Genomic DNA, 13,687 nt, shown 5'->3' with positions numbered 1-13,687 from the left:
GATGGGCTTATTTAATGTATTCAATGTGACCGGTTCTGCCATGAGCGCTGAATCTGTTCGTCTAAACACAACCTCAAGTAACTTAGCTAACGCCAATAGTGTTAGTAGCTCTGCTGAGCAAACATACAAAGCGCGTCATGCGGTATTTGGTGCTGAATTAAATAAGGCGAAATACAACCGTGACCATAACGTTCCGGTAAAAGTGTTAGGTATTGTTGAAAGTGATAAACCACTGAGTTCAGAGTACAACCCAGAGCATCCATTGGCGAATGACGAAGGATTCATCTTCAAATCAAACGTCAATGTGATGGAAGAAATGGCAAACATGATTTCTGCATCGAGAGCGTATCAAACGAATGTTCAAGTTGCAGATGCAAGTAAACAAATGCTGCTGCGTACGCTGCAGATGGGTCAATAGGAGGTAACGTCATGGCCGGAATAGATAATGTTGGTCAGAGCGGCTTGTCCTATGTTGATCAGCTTAAAAGCTTGCAAGAAAAGAATAAGCCTGCGGAAGCGCAAACGGGGCAGAATGATCTCAACCAAGAAGATTTTCTGTCTTTGCTTACCAAACAGCTTGCTCAGCAAGACCCTTTTAAGCCGGTCAGCAATGACCAGATGATTGCGCAAATGGCTTCATTTGCGACCGTCGATGGTATCGGGAAGATGAACACTCAATTCGAAAGTTTGAATTCATCTATGACTTCTAATCAGGCTCTGCAAGCTTCATCACTTGTTGGGCGTGACGTGTTAGTTCCTGGTGCTGCGGGCATTAAACCTGAGAACGCTGGAATGTCGGCAATGGTTAAGGTTCCTCAAGCACTGGACAATTTATTTGTTCGTATTGAAGACGCTCAAGGCCAATTGATCCGTACATTAGATGTGGGTGCTAAACCTTCAGGCGATGCAAAGGTGGAATGGGACGGATTAGATGAAAACGGTAATCCATTGCCGGGTGGCAAGTACAAAGTGAAAGCTGGTGGCTTGCTTGACGGAGAGACACGCGAATTCGAAGTTTCGACTTACGCAAACGTGAATAGCGTGCTCTTAGGTAAAGGTGATGGGAATGTACTGCTCAATCTGGCTGGCTTTGATTCGCCAGTTCGACTCGCTGAAGTACTAGAAGTAGGTAAGGCGTAAAACGCTAGCTAGATAGGAGATTTTGGAATGTCATATATTGCACTTAGTGGACTTGCTTCCGCTCAACTAGATTTAAACACAACCAGTAATAACATTGCTAACGCCAACACGTACGGCTTTAAAGAGTCTCGTGCGGAATTTGGTGATGTTTATTCGAATTCACTTTTTACCAATGCAAAGACTGCTACCGGTGGTGGTGCTCAAGCAAGTAAAGTCGCTCAGCAATTTCATGAAGGTTCTAGTATTTATACTAACAACCCAATGGATTTGCGTATCTCTGGTACAGGTTACTTTGCCGTTTCCAAAGATAGATTGCAGCCGCAACAAAATGAGTTGACTCGTAACGGTGCGTTCCACCTTAATAAAGATAACTACATGGTGACTTCTAATGAAGAATACCTATTAGGTTATAAGGTGAACCCAGAAAATGGTGAAGTGGCATCTTATGAGCCAGAGCCGCTAAATATACCTGCAGAATATGGCCGACCAAAACCGACAGAAAATGTTGAGCTGAGTGTTAACTTACCCGCAGATGGTGAGCTAAAAGATCCGTTGCAGTTTGATATTACTGATCCAACAACATACAACCGTTCGACTTCATCGACGGTGTATGACTCAATGGGTCAGTCGTACAAAATGACAACGTACTACATGAAGGATGCAACACAGCCGAATACTTGGCAGTCGTACTACACCATGACAGATTCTGAAGGTGAAAAGCCGTTAAGTATTCAAGGTGGTGATGCGACAACGCCTACTGGCCATGTAGGTCATACCATTCGTTTTAACAACGATGGTACGCTGGCGAGTGTGAATGGTGGCAACGATGTTGTAACGGTTCCTCTGGCTGGTGAAGGTAACCCTACCCCAATTGATCTTAATGGCGCTGATGGTAATCAATCGCTGGTGTTGAATCAGATGGGTGCGACTCAATACGCTGCTCCATTTGAGCTAGTTCGCTTTAACGAAGATGGCGCAACTACTGGCTTCTTAACCAAAGTTGACTTCGATGAGTACGGAACCGTAATGGGGACATACTCTAATGGTGAAGCGGTAAGCCTTGGCCGTGTAGCATTAGTACGTGTTGCCAATGAACAAGGGCTAGACAAGAAAGGCGGAACCCAATGGGATACGACTCAACTGTCTGGCAAGAAGACTTGGGGTGAATCGAATAAAGGCTCTTACGGTACGGTAACAAGTGGTACTTTGGAGCAATCGAACATCGATATGACTCAAGAGCTGGTGGATCTCATTTCTGCACAGCGTAACTTCCAAGCGAACTCCCGTTCCCTTGAAGTTCATAACGGCCTACAACAGAACATTCTTCAAATCCGTTAATCTACAATCATCTGGCATTGCCGCTTTTTTGCGGCAATGCTTTTTTTTGTGGCAATACTTTTGCCGTTTACAGTACTGAATCATATTCCCTCCCATCTTCGCACTTCCTGATTTTATCTTAATTATTTGAAATATAACGATTATATTTATTGGCATGCATATTGCTTTATTGCTCTTAGAAACTATTTTGGAGCAAATTATGGATCGTTCACTATTTCTAGCCATGAGTGGTGCTAAGCAGAACATGCAAGCGATGCAGCTTAGGTCTAACAACCTTGCCAACGTGAGCACAAACGGATTCCGTGCAGACTTAGCGCAAGCTCGCTCTATGCAGGCATATGGTGAAGGTTTACCGAGCCGCGTGTTTAGCATGACAGAACGTCCAGGACAAAGCTTTGCTCAAGGTAGTGTGATTACCACAGGTCGTGATCTTGACGTGACGATTGAAGGTAACGGCTGGTTGGCCGTAATGGACAAAACAGGCAAAGAAGGCTTAACCCGTAACGGAAATCTTCATATTGATCAAACAGGTTTGCTGACTAACAGTTCTGGTCACTTAGTCTTAGGTGAAACGGGTGGTCCGATAACGTTACCTATCCCATTAAGCAAAGTGGAAATAGGTCGTGACGGTACGATTTCAGTTATTCCTCAAGGTGCTCCAGCCGATGCGATGGAAATCGTTGACCGAATTAAATTGACCAATACAGACAATCGTTCTTTGTATAAAGACACTAACGGCCTATTTCGTTCAAAAGAGCCGAATCAACCTTTTGAAGCGGATGCAGCGGTTAAAATTATGACCGGAGCGGTTGAAGGCAGTAATGTTAATGCAGTTGGTGAAATGACCAGCTTGATAGATTTGCAACGCCAGTTTGAAATGCAAGTAAAACTGATGAGTACGGCTGAAGAGATGGACAAAGCGTCTGATTCTCTTATCCGTTCAAGCTAATAGAATTAGGGTAGGGGATAGATTATGCATCCAGCATTATGGGTAAGTAAAACAGGGTTAGATGCTCAACAGACCAACATCTCGACCATCTCGAATAACCTGGCCAATGCCTCAACCATTGGTTATAAGAAAAGCCGTGCGGTATTTGAAGATCTGTTTTATCAGAATATCAACCAGCCAGGTGGCCAGTCATCGCAAAATACAGAATTACCAACAGGCTTGATGCTTGGTGCGGGCTCTAAAGTCGTCGCGACGCAAAAAGTACATACCAACGGTAATGCTCAAACGACGAGCAACAGTTTAGATATGATGGTTGAAGGCGATGGCTTTTTCCAAATCTTATTACCTGATGGCAACACAGGCTATACCCGTAACGGGCAGTTCACACTCGACAGCGAAGGCGCAATTGTGACTTCGGGTTCTGGTTACCGACTCGAACCAGAGATTGTTATTCCTGAAGATGCGATTTCTATTACCGTTGGTAATGACGGCGAAGTGTCGGTACGTGTTCGTGGCCAGCAAAATAACCAAGTGGTTGGGCAAATCACAACGGCAGATTTCATTAACCCGGGTGGTTTAGAGCCTATCGGCCAGAACTTGTACCTACCAACCGGTGCAAGTGGCGACCCACAAGAGGGAACGCCAGGCCTTGAAGGCTTAGGTTCTGTTCGTCAATCGATGTTAGAAACATCGAACGTGAACGTGACCGAAGAGTTGGTGAACATGATTGAAGCTCAGCGTGTCTATGAGATGAACTCTAAAGTTATCTCATCAGTAGATAAGATGATGAGCTTTGTTAACCAACAACTATAACCCGACACTTTAATAGGTTAAGTATTATGAAACGTATTCTATTTGCTACTTTGGTCATGGCTATGACGGGCTGTTCGGCATTACAACAACCTGAGTTGACCGATCCATCACAAGGTACAACCGTTGTTGATGCGATCGAGGGCGATAAGTCTGGTGATACCGGTGGCGGTATTGTCGATACGCTTCGTGGTCGTACAGATCCTGTTGCGGGTGACCCTGCTTGGTCTCCGATTCACCCTAAGCAAAAGCCAGAGCATTACGCGACGGCGACAGGGTCATTGTTTAATACTGACTATGTACAGAACCTATATGATGACAGTAAGCCTCACGGTGTCGGTGATATCGTAACGGTCATGCTACAAGAAAGCACGAAAGCGGCAAAAAGTGCCGATGCAGATTTAAATAAATCTAACGATGCTTCGATGGACCCATTAAGTGTTGGTGGCCAAGAACTGAAAATTCAAGATTACAACTTCTCCTACGAATTGAGTAATGAAAACAAATTTAAAGGCAACGCATCGGCTAACCAAAGTAACAGCATCAGCGGTTCAATTACGGTAGAGGTAATTGAAGTGTTAGCAAACGGCAATCTGATCATCCGTGGCGAAAAATGGCTAACGTTGAATACCGGTGACGAATACATCCGTTTAAGCGGCACAATTCGTCCGGATGACATTTCTTTTGACAACACCATTGCCTCAACTCGTATTTCAAATGCACGAATTAAATATTCTGGCACTGGAAATCAACAAGATATGCAAGAGCCAGGATTCTTGGCACGATTCTTCAATGTATCCTTGTAATAGTTAGAATACGGTCGGAGTTTTGACACCATGAAAAAATTGGCAATGATATTGATTAGCGCGTTAATGCTATGTGTGAGTACCGCTCACGCAGCCCGCATTAAAGATGTCGCCAAGGTCGCTGGAGTTCGTAGTAACCAATTAGTGGGCTACGGTTTGGTGACTGGCTTGCCGGGCACGGGTGAATCTACTCCGTTTACTGACCAAAGCTTTAACGCCATGCTGCAAAATTTCGGTATTCAATTGCCACCAGGTACAAAGCCAAAAGTGAAGAACGTTGCGGCGGTTATTGTGACGGCTGAACTTCCCGCATTTTCAAAGCAAGGGCAGCAAGTAGACGTGACTGTTTCGTCTATCGGTAGTGCAAAGAGCTTACGTGGCGGCACCTTAGTACAAACCTTCTTAAAAGGTTTAGACGGTGAAGTTTACGCGATTGCACAAGGTAACTTAGTGGTGAGTGGTTTCAGTGCGTCGGGTGCGGATGGGTCGAAAATTGTCGGCAATAACCCAACAGTCGGCCTGATATCAAGCGGAGCTACTGTTGAACGTGAAATTCCAACCCCTTTTGGTCGTGGCGACTACATTACCTTCAATTTATTGGAATCTGACTTCACAACAGCTCAACGTTTAGTTGATGCGGTAAATAATTTCCTCGGACCTCAAATGGCACAAGCGATAGATGCCACCTCTGTCAAAGTAAGAGCTCCTCGTGATATCAGCCAACGTGTTGCCTTTCTCTCTGCGATTGAAAACATTGAATTTATTCCTGCTGATGGTTCTGCAAAAATCATCGTAAACTCACGAACGGGCACCATTGTTGTTGGTAAGCACGTTCGTTTAAAGCCGGCGGCCGTTACCCATGGCGGTATGACGGTTGCGATTAAAGAGAACTTAAACGTCAGCCAACCTAATGCATTTGGTGGCGGCCAAACGGTCGTGGTGCCAGATACCGATATTGAAGTATCAGAACAGTCTGGAAAAATGTTTAAATTTGAACCGGGCTTGACTCTTGATGATTTGGTTCGCGCAGTTAACGAAGTTGGTGCGGCTCCTTCCGATTTAATGGCCATATTGCAGGCGCTTAAACAAGCGGGTGCAATTGAAGGCCAACTGATTATTATTTAAGGTAATATTATGATTAACGATCCCAATGATATTGGCTTTATTCATGATATCAGTAGCTTAGATAAACTTCGTCAAAGCGCTGTTGGTGATGATGAGCAAAGCAAAGAAGCGGCGCTGAAATCGGCAGCAAAACAGTTTGAATCTATCTTCACGTCTATGCTTTTTAAGTCAATGCGTGACGCTAATGCCACGTTTGAATCTGATTTAATGAAAAGTCAGAATCAAGATTTTTACCGTAATATGCTTGATGATCAAATGTCGAGTGAGTTAAGTGATTCGGGTTCTTTAGGCTTGGCGGATATGATCGTCGCACAGTTAAGTGCAGGCACTGGTGAAAACCAATCTGAAATCGCCATGCGCAATGCGGCAATGGATACGTCATTGCGCTTGCCTGTTGATAGAGAAACCGCTCGTCGTGTGACGAATGAATCCATTCAAGCCATGGCCGCGACCCAATCAAAATCGTCTCGTTTTGACAGCCCAGAGCAATTTGTTGAATCAATGAAGCCTTTTGCCGATAAGGCCGCAAATGCGCTTGGTATTGACTCTTCAGTTATTCTTGCTCAAGCCGCTCTTGAAACTGGCTGGGGACAAAAGGTTGTTAAGAACTCTATGGGTTCAAGTAATAACCTCTTCAATATCAAAGCGGATAGCCGTTGGCAGGGTGATAAAGTGGCAACACAAACACTTGAAGTTTACGATGGCGTACCAGTTAAAGAAAATGCAGCATTCCGCTCTTACAATTCTTATCAAGATAGCTTTAATGATTACGTTCAGTTCTTGAACGCGAATCCAAGATATAAAACAGCATTACAACACGATGGCAGCTCGGAGCAGTTTATTCGCGGAATCCATCAAGCAGGATACGCAACCGATCCTAAATACGCAGATAAGATCATGCGTGTTAAAGGTCAAGTTGACGAGATGTTAGGGAAATAGGGAGACTTCGTCCTGGGGTGAGGACGAACTGCGCTCTACAGGTTACAGGAAAAGAATAAGAGCACTGACGTGCTTTCGCTGAACGCTAGTTTAACTCACCTATTCTATAATGCTTCCTGACGCATTATTACTTGCATTGTCATGCTGTTATTTCCAATCTTTTCCCGTAACCCGTAACCCGTAACCCGTAACCCGTAACCCGTAACCCGTAACCCGTAACCCGTAACCCGTAACCCGTAACCCGTCCTTTTATTTTCTTGGCACACATATTGCAATTATAAACTCAGTAACGGCAACTGCCGATTTTGTTTGTTTATTTTGGGGGCGATATGTCATCTGATCTACTGAATGTAGGTACACAGAGTGTCTTGACAGCGCAAAGACAACTGACGACCACCGGTCATAACATCGCGAATGTTAATACCGAGGGTTACAGCCGCCAATCTGTTATTCAAGGGGCTAACGACCCAAAACAATACGGTGGTCAAACCTATGGTATGGGCGTGCATGTGGAAAATGTTCGCCGCTCTTGGGATCAGTTTGCCGTTAACGAACATAACTTAACCACGACCGAGCTAAGCAATAAGCAAGATGCCGTAGAAAATCTTGATCAGCTTACCAACATGCTCTCTTCTGTAGCATCGCGCAAGATCCCGGATAATATTAATGAATGGTTTGATACGTTAAAAACCTTAGCGGATTCACCCAATGATGTGGGTGCGCGTAAAGTGTTGTTGGAAAAATCGCACTTGATCACCCAAAACATGAATCATTTCCATGAAGTTGTCAGAAAAGAAAAAGACAACATCAATACCAAAATGAGTCACTCAGTAGAGAGAATGAACTCATTGGCGATCGAACTCCGAGATATAAACCGACTCATCATGCGAACACCGGGTCCACATAATGATCTAATGGATAAGCAAGAAAGTTTGGTGAATGAACTGTCTCAATACACCAAGGTTACGGTGACGACTCGGGGCTCTAATGAAGGGTTTAACATCCACATTGGCAATGGTGACACTTTAGTCTCAGGTACGGAAGCCAGTCAGTTAAAGTTAGTAAATGGCAGCCCTGATCCTAAGGAAATGCAACTGGCTCTTGTAGAAGGTAAAGGCACGAAAGTTATTAATCCTAAAGATATAAACGGCAAGCTTGAGGCATTTTTAAAAACCCGCGACGAAACCCTGCCATATGTTATGGATGAGTTGGGGCGGCTGGCCACATCGATGTCATTTCGAGTTAATGAATTGCAAAGTCAAGGTCTGGATCTTTATGGTCAAGTCGGTAAGGCCATTTTTACTGATGTGAATTCGGAAGACATGGCAAAATCTCGCGTGATACTCGGCGCTGGCTCCAAAACGGATATGTCCGTTTATATTGATGATTTAAGTCAGTTGAAAGGCGGAGAATATTCCGTTCGATATGATGGTTCGACCTACCAAGTCACGAAACCATCGGGTGAAACCATTGCTGTATCGAAAAGCGTATTTGCTAACGGTTACAAAATGGATGGGTTGCGTATTGATGTGAAAAACCCACCAAAAGAGGGAGAGCGCCTTCTCATTCGCCCTACGGAAAATGCGGCAAGACTAATGAAGGTTGAGATGGATGATCCGACACAATTAGCCGCACAGAGTTATAAAAGCTCGTACACCAATACCAAAGGCAGCGCTGAATTTAATATTTTACAGGCGGGTGCCCAAAAAGAATTCCAAGTGGTGGTGTCTCCAAAAGGTGATCAGTTTGCCATTCTAGGAATGGATGGAAGAGTGATCACAGAGCCACAAACTTATCCTCCGAAAGGGGCTGTTACGGTAAATGGGACAGTATTTGAGTTAACCGAAGGCGCCAAAGCGAATGATAGATTTGCCGTCAACCTTGTCCCATCGGAAGGTGATAACGGAAACTTATTGAAAATGCAGAGTATTCAAACGGATAAGGTGATGGATGATGGTAATACTACCATGCTTGGGCTTTATCAGAATTTGAATACCGATGTGGGCCTTAGAACCTCTACTGCGATCAGGAAGGCAGACATTGCAACCTTAGAAAGTGAGGCTGCGAAAGAGCGTATTGCTTCTATCTCCGGTGTAAACCTGGATGAAGAAGCGGCAAACATGATGAAGTTTCAGCAAGCCTATATGGCTTCCTCCCGTGTGATGCAAGCGTCTAATGATACGTTCAACACCATATTGGCTTTGAGATAGGAGGAAGATAGATGATCAATAATCGCATTTCTAGTTTCCATAACTATCAGACCGTGCAAAATGACTTGCGTCGTCAAGAAGGCAAAATTCATCACAACCAAGCTCAACTCGCTTCGGGTAAAAAACTATTAACTGCAGCGGATAGTCCACTAGCCGCCCATTATGTTCAGGGTTTAAAGCAACAAACGGAAGAAACGAATCAATACATGGATTCCATCGTTTTAATTCGTAACCGTTTGGAAAACCAAGAAGTGATAATTTCGAGTGCCGAACAACATGCCGATACGGCTAAGCGCTCCGTAATGGAAATGATTAATGGTGCATTATCTCCAGAGGATCGCGCGGCGACTGCTCGTGAGCTTCAAGAGATGTCAAGGAACATGCTTAATCTGGTTAACACCCAAGATGAATCTGGTAACTATATCTTTGCCGGTACCAAGACAAAAAATCAGCCGTTTTTTAAAGACCATGATAGTAGTGTTCGCTATGTCGGTGATACCTATCAACGCATGATGAAAATTTCGAATGGGCTAGAGATTGCCGCCAATGATGCTGGCAACAAAGTCTTTATGGAAATTGATAACCCACTTGGCGACTACAACCCAAGCTATAAGTTGCAGGAAGCATCTGAACTGCTTGTAGAACGCGCGACCAATATCAACCAGGTTGATGAAGCCAACTACAAAGTAACTTTTGTAAATATGGGTGATGGTAGCTTTGGGTACCAGTTAGAAAAAGATGGCTCGGTGGTTGCCGCTGATTCTTACGATCCTGTAGAAGGGATTCGTTATGAGGGCTTGTCGCTGCAGTTCAAAGGACAGATCAGTGCCGGTGACCAAGTTGACTTTGCCCCTCAGAAAACGTTTAGCATTTTTGAGAGTTTTAACGACGCAATTGAAATGTCTAAATCGTCAGTTGCAGATGCATCTGCAACGGCTGAATTGCATCAGGTTACTGCTCAGTTCCACTCTGCATTTATCCACTTAAATAAAGTACGTACAGATTTGGGCGCAAGACAAGGCACGTTAGACATTCAAGAGCAGCAACATGGAGATTTTAAAATATCCATGGCCAAGTCTAAAAGTAATTTTGAAGATCTTGATTACGCAGAAGCAGTAATTGAGTTCAATGAAAACTCGCTTGCATTACAAGCTTCCCAACAGGCTTTTGGTAAAACCAAAGATCTGACCTTGTTCAATTACATCTAATTTATTGATTCTAATGAGAGCCTTGTGTGCTATGCCGCATGTGCCTAGAAAAAGTCAGTGTATAGGGTAAGGATTTGCCGCTTATCAGTTTGCCGAAAAATGCGGCAATACCGAGTCGGTGTAATGGAAATAGAAAAAGGGCAACTCAAGGCCTTAACCTTTAATTGAGATGAGTTAAAGGTAAGGTTCGTTAAGTTGAAGACTATTTAACCTATTGTATTTTAGTTGAAAAATTAAATGCAGCTACAAATAAAATTGATGTTCGTAAAAGTTGGCACACTAATTGGATAGTTATAAATAACAAAACAACTTAGGTGCGATTGTAAGTTCACCAGTTAAGTTGGACTTTACAAGGCAACTACGGTCAGTGCTTATCCAAATGAGAGTACAGCTGGCCGCTTCGCAAATAATGCGAACTCAATAGGAGAGCAAATTATGGCTGTAACTGTTAGCACTAACGTATCCGCAATGACGGCACAGCGTTATCTAAATAAATCAACAGATGCGCTAAACACTTCAATGGAGCGTTTATCGTCTGGACATAAAATCAACAGCGCTAAAGATGACGCAGCTGGTTTGCAAATCTCTAACCGATTGACGGCTCAATCACGTGGTTTAGATGTGGCAATGCGAAATGCAAATGATGGTATTTCGATTGCACAAACCGCAGAAGGTGCGATGAACGAAGCAACGAATGTGTTGCAACGTATTCGTGACTTGGCGATACAGTCTTCGAATGGTGCAAACTCTGATGCAGACCGTCGTGCAATTAACGAAGAAGCAACGGCACTTCAAGATGAGATTAACCGTATTGCTGAAACCACATCATTTGGTGGTCGTCGCTTATTGAACGGCTCTTTTGGTGACGCAGCATTCCAAATCGGTGCTAATTCAGGTGAAGCCATGGTCATGGCACTAACCAGTATTCGTGCTGATGATACGAGAATGGGCGGTACGACCTTTGTTTCTGAGCAAGCGAAAACCAAAGATTGGGGTGTACCCGTAGACGCCAATGCGATGAAGCTTGAATTTACGACCAAAGGTGGTGAAGAAACGGTTATCGATATCACTGCTAAAACAGGTGATGATATTGAAGAGCTAGCGACTTACATTAATGGTCAGTCAGACAGAATCAATGCGTCAGTCAGTGAAGATGGCAAGTTGCAAGTATTCATGGCTGAACCAAACTTGGAAGGTGATTTAACTGTTTCAGGTACTTTGGCGACAGAACTCGGTCTGAATGCTGATAACCCACAATACACAACGGTACAAGATGTGGATTTAAGAACCGTTGCAGGCTCTCAGAACGCTATCAGTATCGTTGACTCAGCATTGAAATATGTTGATAGCCAACGTGCCGATTTGGGTGCGAAGCAAAACCGTTTAAGCCACAGCATTAATAACTTGGCCAACGTACAAGAAAACGTAGATGCGTCAAACAGTCGAATTAAAGACACAGATTGGGCGAAAGAAACCACTGAAATGACGAAATCTCAAATATTGCAGCAGGCAGGTACATCAATACTTGCTCAAGCTAAACAGTTACCTAACTCTGCTATGCAGTTACTTCAATAGAAGTAACTCTATTCACTAAAAGGGACAGACGTGGACCGTTTGGTGAAACAGCAAAGTTGGTATAGCGGAAAGTGTAATGGTACATGCGGCTCTCTCATCTCTCACCGGCCAAATGTTATTGAAGTTATACTGGAAGCACCTTGGCTAGTCAGTGAAAAGTTCATTTCTCTGATCTCCGAAAGGCTCTGACTGGTAACAGCCCCAGTTCTCTCAAAGGAAAAGGGGCTCTTTCTTTAAAAAGAAGGAAGAGCAACGTGAAAGCGAAGTTTCTTCTCTCTCATTGATAAAGCAACAAAGCCGACACGCTTGTCACGTGTCGGCTTTATCTTTTCTGTCGCACTAAATTGTGTTGTTTATGCGGTTTGCAAGCGAAGTACGGGTTTGTCATTGATCGGTAAGTGAATCAACGCTGCGCAAAATGCCATGATGACCGTTGCCCACCAAATGGGATCATAAGAACCATAATAATCATAGATACGCCCTCCAACCCATGCCCCCAAGAAACTGCCCACTTGATGAGTAAAGAATACCAAGCCGTATAATGTCGACAGATATTTAGCTCCGAACATTTGTCTCACCAACCCAGAGGTTAACGGTACCGTCCCTAACCAACAAAATCCGATCGCGGCGCCAAATAGTCCTGCTGAGTTTTCTGTGATCGGTAGTGTGACAAAGCCAGTGATTACGATGGTACGAACTAAGTAAAGTGAAGTCATGACGTAGCGCTTATTAAATTTATCGCCTAACACGCCCCAGAAATACGAACCAAAGATGTTAAATATTCCGACGTAAGCTAAAGCCATCGCGGCGCTTGTTGCAGGCAAGTTTTTGTCGGCAAGATAACTTGGTAAATGGGTCGCAATAAACATCACATGAAAACCACATACAAAAAATCCGGCATGGATCAGCCAGTAACCACGGTGAGAAAAGGCTTCCGATAATGCCTGCTTAAGTGATTGACTCTGAGTTAACGTGTCCGAATTTAAATTATGCTTAGAGTTAGAAGGTGTTGTTATTGCGCCAGAGCGCATGAACATGGCAAACGCGACCATCAGAGTACACAACATCGCAAATACTTGTATTGCCACTTGCCAGTCAAAGTTATTCAATAATGCTTGTGCCCCAGGAATGACTGCAAACATACCAAACGAACCAGCCGCAGTTGTTAGACCAAATGCTTTTGCTGCGTGTTGAGGAGGCACAACCTTAGCCACAGCGCCCAAAACGATAACATAGCTGGTACAACTTAATCCAAGGCCCACTAATGCTCCCATCGAAATAAAGAGAACCGATGGTACTGTTGTGATTGAGGTAATGAATAGCCCAAGCCCATAAGCGCAAGCACCAAGTGCAATGATTTTTTTTGAACCCCATTTGTCCGCTGCCATACCAACAAAAGGTTGGAATACACCAAAAAGGAGGTTTTGCATTGCGACAACTAAACTGAAAAATTCACGGCCGGTACCAAAGGTTTCAGAAACAGGCATCATAAAAATCCCAAAGGACTGTCTGATCCCTAAACTGACGATTAATGTGCCAATCCCTAGCCACACAAGTAGCGGAAAACGAAATATACTCATAAAAATG

Annotated in this window: 12 protein-coding genes; 11 read left to right on the top strand and 1 reads right to left on the bottom strand. The window is 43.9% G+C overall.

The window, feature by feature from the left end; genetic code table 11:
• The first annotated feature begins 1 nt into the window (after position 1).
• From flgC to VTAP4600_RS06290, 11 genes are all read left to right on the top strand, one after another.
• Entirely contained in the window at positions 2–418 is a 417-nt protein-coding gene (gene flgC / locus VTAP4600_RS06345; RefSeq protein WP_102522020.1) for a flagellar basal body rod protein FlgC, read from the top strand.
• Positions 419–429: 11 nt separating this feature from the next.
• Positions 430–1,140, top strand: coding sequence for a flagellar hook assembly protein FlgD (locus VTAP4600_RS06340; protein ID WP_102522019.1), 711 nt, complete (start codon positions 430–432; stop codon positions 1,138–1,140).
• Positions 1,141–1,167: 27 nt separating this feature from the next.
• Positions 1,168–2,478, top strand: a complete 1,311-nt coding sequence (gene flgE, locus VTAP4600_RS06335) for a flagellar hook protein FlgE (protein ID WP_102522018.1) — start codon at positions 1,168–1,170, stop codon at positions 2,476–2,478.
• A 199-nt stretch (positions 2,479–2,677) separates the two neighbouring features.
• A complete protein-coding gene (locus VTAP4600_RS06325) occupies positions 2,678–3,427 on the top strand; it encodes a flagellar basal body rod protein FlgF (protein ID WP_102523925.1) in 750 nt (249 codons plus the stop codon).
• Between the two features lie 24 nt (positions 3,428–3,451).
• Positions 3,452–4,240: a flagellar basal-body rod protein FlgG gene (flgG, locus tag VTAP4600_RS06320; protein WP_102522016.1), complete on the top strand. Its 789-nt coding sequence runs from the start codon at positions 3,452–3,454 to the stop codon at positions 4,238–4,240.
• Between the two features lie 26 nt (positions 4,241–4,266).
• Positions 4,267–5,043, top strand: a complete 777-nt coding sequence (gene flgH, locus VTAP4600_RS06315; protein WP_102522015.1) for a flagellar basal body L-ring protein FlgH — start codon at positions 4,267–4,269, stop codon at positions 5,041–5,043.
• 30 nt (positions 5,044–5,073) lie between these two features.
• Positions 5,074–6,168 (top strand): flagellar basal body P-ring protein FlgI, encoded by a 1,095-nt coding sequence (locus VTAP4600_RS06310; RefSeq protein WP_102522014.1) that lies wholly within the window; start codon positions 5,074–5,076, stop codon positions 6,166–6,168.
• 9 nt (positions 6,169–6,177) lie between these two features.
• A complete protein-coding gene (gene flgJ, locus VTAP4600_RS06305) occupies positions 6,178–7,107 on the top strand; it encodes a flagellar assembly peptidoglycan hydrolase FlgJ (protein ID WP_102522013.1) in 930 nt (309 codons plus the stop codon).
• Between the two features lie 329 nt (positions 7,108–7,436).
• A complete protein-coding gene (gene flgK / locus VTAP4600_RS06300) occupies positions 7,437–9,317 on the top strand; it encodes a flagellar hook-associated protein FlgK (protein ID WP_102522012.1) in 1,881 nt (626 codons plus the stop codon).
• 14 nt (positions 9,318–9,331) lie between these two features.
• The gene (gene flgL, locus VTAP4600_RS06295) at positions 9,332–10,525 is read left to right on the top strand and encodes a flagellar hook-associated protein FlgL (RefSeq protein ID WP_102523924.1); all 1,194 of its coding nucleotides are present in this window, start codon (positions 9,332–9,334) and stop codon (positions 10,523–10,525) included.
• A 435-nt stretch (positions 10,526–10,960) separates the two neighbouring features.
• On the top strand, positions 10,961–12,100 hold the full coding sequence (locus tag VTAP4600_RS06290; RefSeq protein WP_102522011.1) for a flagellin: 1,140 nt from the start codon (positions 10,961–10,963) through the stop codon (positions 12,098–12,100).
• 353 nt (positions 12,101–12,453) lie between these two features.
• Here the strand turns inward: VTAP4600_RS06290 and VTAP4600_RS06285 are convergent, their stop codons facing one another.
• On the bottom strand, positions 12,454–13,680 hold the full coding sequence (locus tag VTAP4600_RS06285; RefSeq protein ID WP_102522010.1) for an MFS transporter: 1,227 nt from the start codon (positions 13,678–13,680) through the stop codon (positions 12,454–12,456).
• Between the last annotated feature and the right edge of the window lie 7 nt (positions 13,681–13,687).

Origin of the sequence: Vibrio tapetis subsp. tapetis (genome assembly GCF_900233005.1) — a bacterium.
Taxonomy (GTDB): Bacteria; Pseudomonadota; Gammaproteobacteria; order Enterobacterales; family Vibrionaceae; genus Vibrio; species Vibrio tapetis.
Note: the sequence above shows the minus strand (reverse complement) of the source record. Positions and strands in the feature narration are given on the sequence as shown.

What these genes read in the sequence shown, in the direction of transcription:
- flgC (WP_102522020.1), top strand. Translation starts at nt 2, where the DNA reads ATGGGCTTATTTAATGTATTCAATGTGACCGGTTCTGCCATGAGCGCT.
- VTAP4600_RS06340 (WP_102522019.1), top strand. Translation starts at nt 430, where the DNA reads ATGGCCGGAATAGATAATGTTGGTCAGAGCGGCTTGTCCTATGTTGAT.
- flgE (WP_102522018.1), top strand. Translation starts at nt 1,168, where the DNA reads ATGTCATATATTGCACTTAGTGGACTTGCTTCCGCTCAACTAGATTTA.
- VTAP4600_RS06325 (WP_102523925.1), top strand. Translation starts at nt 2,678, where the DNA reads ATGGATCGTTCACTATTTCTAGCCATGAGTGGTGCTAAGCAGAACATG.
- flgG (WP_102522016.1), top strand. Translation starts at nt 3,452, where the DNA reads ATGCATCCAGCATTATGGGTAAGTAAAACAGGGTTAGATGCTCAACAG.
- flgH (WP_102522015.1), top strand. Translation starts at nt 4,267, where the DNA reads ATGAAACGTATTCTATTTGCTACTTTGGTCATGGCTATGACGGGCTGT.
- VTAP4600_RS06310 (WP_102522014.1), top strand. Translation starts at nt 5,074, where the DNA reads ATGAAAAAATTGGCAATGATATTGATTAGCGCGTTAATGCTATGTGTG.
- flgJ (WP_102522013.1), top strand. Translation starts at nt 6,178, where the DNA reads ATGATTAACGATCCCAATGATATTGGCTTTATTCATGATATCAGTAGC.
- flgK (WP_102522012.1), top strand. Translation starts at nt 7,437, where the DNA reads ATGTCATCTGATCTACTGAATGTAGGTACACAGAGTGTCTTGACAGCG.
- VTAP4600_RS06290 (WP_102522011.1), top strand. Translation starts at nt 10,961, where the DNA reads ATGGCTGTAACTGTTAGCACTAACGTATCCGCAATGACGGCACAGCGT.
- VTAP4600_RS06285 (WP_102522010.1), bottom strand. Translation starts at nt 13,680, where the DNA reads ATGAGTATATTTCGTTTTCCGCTACTTGTGTGGCTAGGGATTGGCACA.